We start from the raw sequence: 3,597 nt of genomic DNA on the forward strand, positions 1-3,597 counted from the left end.
TGCTCGATGGCACTCCTTATCGGGTTGCAGCTTCAGGCTCTATGACGACTGGCGTTCTTGCAACTCCTGCGATCGTGCCAGCCGACTCATCAGCTACACCCTCTAGGGTGGTCGTTACTTTGAAAGACGCTTTGACCGATACCTCCGGGCAAATTGTAATGCCGTCCGGCACGAGTTTGGTGTTTGAGGTTAGGGGCATTGACAGTAACGGGGTCATGAATGCTGTTGCCGTTAGTCAGCTCGATAACACCGGGATGGAAAGACCAATACCTGCTGATGCATTAGTTCTTGCGGGTGAAAGAGGGTCTCCTCTTATCGCTAAAGGCTATTTCGACGACGGCGGCACGATCGCATCGATGGATCTTTCCACGGCTGTTTTGGGAGCGCTTGGAAAGTTCGGTGAAATTCTCAATCGCCCCAGACAGCAAACTTCAAGCTCAGTTTCGGGCGGCACGGTTTCTCAAACTACCACCTCGACAACGGGCGACCCCAATATTTTAGGCGCTTTGTTGGAGGGCGGTGCTAGTCCGGTGCTCGAACAAATCATGAAGCGCAACGAGCGAGCCATTCAGGATATGCAGCAGCGTAAAAACCTGTGGTTCCTCGAAGCCGGGACGAGCGTGCAAATTGTTGTGACCCATTCGTTTGAGCTTTGAGGGCGACTATGAATTTGAGACTTGCTGTTACAACACTCTCTCTAACTGTTGCTTTGGCTGCGATTAATAATCCCGAAGCCTTTGCTCAAACAGTTCGTACCGTCTCTCTGGAACAAGCCCAAGGGCGGGAAGCTGAACCTGTGACGATTCCCCTAGCCGCTGGCACTGGGGTCAACATCAGTTTTATTAGCACGAACGCCACTATCGTTCATGCGTGGCTCGACAATCCAAGCTGGCTCACCCTTGATTCTGATGGCTGTTTGGTGTCCGCAGCAATGGCAGGAGCTAGTTCACAGCCTTCTCGGAACACTTCGGGGCGCATAGCGCGTGAAGTTACTTGCTCGGCACCTTCTTATGTCTTGCACCTTCGCCGCATTAACGATTTGAAATTTCCTGGTTTGCCAACAACAAACCATACAACTTTATCGGTAATTACTCGCAACCAGGATGGGGCGAGACAAATTAGTGTTTTTCGACTGGTTCGGGGAAATTCTACTTTTCACACTGTTGAAGTTGTTCCCAGCCAGCAACCAGCGCCATCTATTTCTATCGATCTTGCTTCCATTCAAAGAGGTCGCGAGGTAGCGATTCGGCAGAATTTGTTACGTTCCGGTGACCCGTTAGATTCAAAAATTTTGAATTTTATCAATCTTCTTGGCACTGGAACGCCCTCTAATACCGCTATGACTCGTTCTGGAGTTTCTCTTCAATTAGTCAACAAGCTGACTGAATTGGGTAGAAATTCTCTACCAACTCTTGAGCCGAGAAGAGAAACCCCTGTTTCTCCAACGCCAACTCTGACTTCCCCTACGACACCTTATATAGACGTTAACTCGGTAGCTAGAGATTAACGCTCTTGTATTCCGGCACTCTCCGGATTGCCATTTTTCCTACTACTACCCAACCGCAATAATAGACATGATTCGTCTTCGTCCATCATCTCTTTTTTACCGGGGATACTTTTTTCTTACTGGTTTAGCCTTGTCTCTGTTTCTTTCTGGATTGACGTTGTTTATCCAAGGAAAAACAGTAGCTCAAACTACCCCTCCCGCGTCACTCGTTGGTAGCCAGCAACTTTCTCAACCTACGCTTCCTACCGTTCAATATGCAGACAGTTTGTTTCCTGATTGGGAAAAAATTACTCTTGGCTCCTTTCCCGGACTTGAATCTTCTGGTCAGTTCGACCCCCAACAGCAGCCCTTACATACCCCTCCTACTTTTGAGCCTGTAAAAACTTGGAATCAAGGAGATAAACCCGTACAAGTTCTCTCTTTGGGTGACTTCACTGATTCCTTTAAATTGCAGGAATTTACGATGGAGGACGTTGCTGGAATTACGGGGATAGACGTTGATTCCATCACTTTAGATAAATTTGAACCCGTTGGATTTCAAGACGTAAAATCCCTCACCGAGGCAATTCCTTCTCTACTGGAATTCCCCATAGCTCAAGTTCCTCCCATTCGGGATCTTTTACTCCAAAACCTCGGTCCCGGTGGGTTCGATCCGAATAAAACTGTCGGTCAAACCTTGGCACAGGCTCCTCAGCTAGGGCAACTGAGAATGGCTGACTTGCCTTTAGATAAATACAAGTTACAAGATCTGCCGAACGCTAAGATTGCTCAATTCGGTGCCTTCAAAGATTGGAGCTTTGTTTCTATCGAGGGAATTCCTACCTTAGATGCCGTTCCGTTTGCCAAATTTCCACAGCCCCCAACGGGTCCCGATACTTCCCCCTCGTCATCCGGTATTGTCGATATTGCCTTTGGTGCGGCAGAAAGCGATCGCACTAGAACTATTTCTGGCAGCAACGTTGAGGGCTATAACGTTCCTTGTAAAGAGGGATGTGCTCATATCGAGCTGGCTGGCTCCGATTCGATTTTGGGCAAGGGCTGGGTCAGTGGTAAGTACCAAGAAGTTAGAGGCGGTGAGGGTGTATTGGCTCAAGTCAATAACGGTAAAGAGCCTACTGGAAGAAACCCGTTTGGTGAGGGATTTAAGGTTGTTATTTGGGATATCTCCGAGCCTCAAGGCACGGCATCTGAAGCTATGTTCTTCCGCTTTTGTAGGCGGGGAACTCCCGATTTGGGGTGTACGCCCTATTTCTTGGGTCCGATTCCTTTCATGACTTTCAAGGAAACCGGAAATATTTATTTAGGTAAGGTCGATTCTTCGTCTGGTGGTAGTGGCGCTTATTCTACTCCTACCCAAATCGCTATTTCAGAAAGGCAACAAGCTCAACAGCAGTTGAAGTCACCGAATCCCAAATCTAGTTCGGCGATTAGATCGGAAAATTCAAAATCTCAGAACTCTTCTCAATCAGCGACCGCACCAGGCACTAATTCGTTCATTCGTCCTTCAAACAACTCAACTTTATCTAGCATTCTTCCACCTACCCCGGATTGCAACAAACAAACGGGAGGTGTGGTGCTTGACGCTATGAGTCAAGCTTTATCCCAGATTGAAGGCAACTATGATTCTGTCGGTCCTTACGTGTGCGACTCTTCTAAAAATTGTGGACGTGCATTGGGTTCTCACCAATATATGTCCTACCGAACAGATGTTCGTCAGTCTATTGAGTCAAAGCCAGGTGGAGTTGATTTCCTGAAATTACTTGATAAGGGGCAACCGATTACTGGCGAACAAGCTATGCAGTATTTCTCTCCTCTCGATCAGCAGCAGCTTTTCGACCAGGATGCTCAATCCCTGATCGACAAAGCAAGTCGGGAAATCGACCCCACTACAGGTCAACCTTTTACTGGCGATCGCTTGCTCGAACGAGTGGCTCAGATGCACTTTGGCGGACAAGGCGTTCCAATTGATTCAAATGCAACGGACGTTTTTGGTAAGTATTCGGTCAAGTCCTATGGAGAGACTGCGGCTGGTAATTACAAGAACGCGATGAATAGCATGGGTTGCCGTTAGTAGTTACAGACAATAAGGG

The 3,597-nt window shown here is 47.8% G+C and carries 3 protein-coding genes; all 3 read left to right on the forward strand.

Going from position 1 to position 3,597, the window contains the following annotated elements; genetic code table 11:
* On the forward strand, positions 1-656 hold a 656-nt coding region (locus V6C93_RS04750; protein ID WP_414644152.1), incomplete at its 5' end, for a TrbI/VirB10 family protein.
* 8 nt (positions 657-664) lie between these two features.
* A complete protein-coding gene (locus tag V6C93_RS04755; RefSeq protein WP_333475502.1) occupies positions 665-1,507 on the forward strand; it encodes a hypothetical protein in 843 nt (280 codons plus the stop codon).
* A gap of 130 nt (positions 1,508-1,637) precedes the next feature.
* A complete protein-coding gene (locus tag V6C93_RS04760) occupies positions 1,638-3,578 on the forward strand; it encodes a hypothetical protein (RefSeq protein WP_333475503.1) in 1,941 nt (646 codons plus the stop codon).
* Positions 3,579-3,597 lie beyond the last annotated feature (19 nt).

Origin of the sequence: Allocoleopsis sp., assembly GCF_036703385.1 — a bacterium.
GTDB lineage: Bacteria > Cyanobacteriota > Cyanobacteriia > Cyanobacteriales > Coleofasciculaceae > Allocoleopsis.

Bases quoted from the DNA above. Each gene is read 5' to 3' on its own strand.
- V6C93_RS04755 (WP_333475502.1), top strand. From the start codon at position 665: ATGAATTTGAGACTTGCTGTTACAACACTCTCTCTAACTGTTGCTTTG.